Annotated in this window: 1 tRNA gene and 1 pseudogene; one reads left to right on the top strand and one right to left on the bottom strand. The window is 75.4% G+C overall.

The features are described from left to right. Positions 1–105 precede the first annotated feature (105 nt). Positions 106–177 (bottom strand) — tRNA-Val (locus ACFW2E_RS03825). 126 nt (positions 178–303) lie between these two features. Here ACFW2E_RS03825 and ACFW2E_RS03820 point away from each other — a divergent pair. Next, a pseudogene (locus ACFW2E_RS03820) lies at positions 304–743 on the top strand (hypothetical protein); the annotation flags it as partial.

Here is a 743-nt window from a genome sequence, read left to right as displayed (position 1 = left end):
GCCTCGGGGGGGGGGGGGGGGTGGGGGGGGGCGGGGTGGGGGCGGCGGGCCCCCCCCCCACCCACACCCCGCGCGCCGTCACCGGCCGGGGTCTTCTTCCTGGAGTGGGCGCGGACGGTTTCGAACCGCCGACATCCTGCTTGTAAGGCAGGCGCTCTACCCCTGAGCTACGCACCCAGGACGAGTCGACAGCCTACATTGCCGGGGGCACTGTCCCGCAAACCCGTATCGGGGGTTGTCCCCACCCCGGATACGGGAGCTCGCCGGATCGGCTCCCGGGCCGCCGGTTCCTACCGTCGGGGAATGACCTCAGGAGCCCGCACCACACCCGCCAGGACCTCACCCGCCCGAACCGCTCCCGTCCGTGCGACCGCCACCCTGGGCGCCGTCGCGCTGCTCACCGCCGTGCTCTCCGCCTGCGGGGCCTCCGCCGGGGACGACCGGCATCCCGGCCACCGCTCCTTCGCCCTGCACGGGCACACGCTCACCGTCGACTCCGACGACTCGGCGCTGGAACTCGTCGCCGCGGGCTCGGACAAGGCGGGCACGGTCGAGGTCACCCGGTGGTTCCGCGGCTCGGTCGTCGTGGGCAGCGACCCGAAGGTGTCCTGGTCGATGAAGGGCGACCGGCTGGTGCTGAGGGTCAGGTGCTCCGGGTTCGTCGCCGACTGCTGGCGGGGGCCGCCCCCCCCCGGGTGCGCGGGGCGACACGGGACCGGTGTGGGGGGGGTGGCGCGGGGCGC

It is taken from the genome of Streptomyces sp. NPDC058964 (assembly GCF_042741275.1).
Classification (GTDB): domain Bacteria; phylum Actinomycetota; class Actinomycetes; order Streptomycetales; family Streptomycetaceae; genus Streptomyces.
Note: the sequence above shows the minus strand (reverse complement) of the source record. Positions and strands in the feature narration are given on the sequence as shown.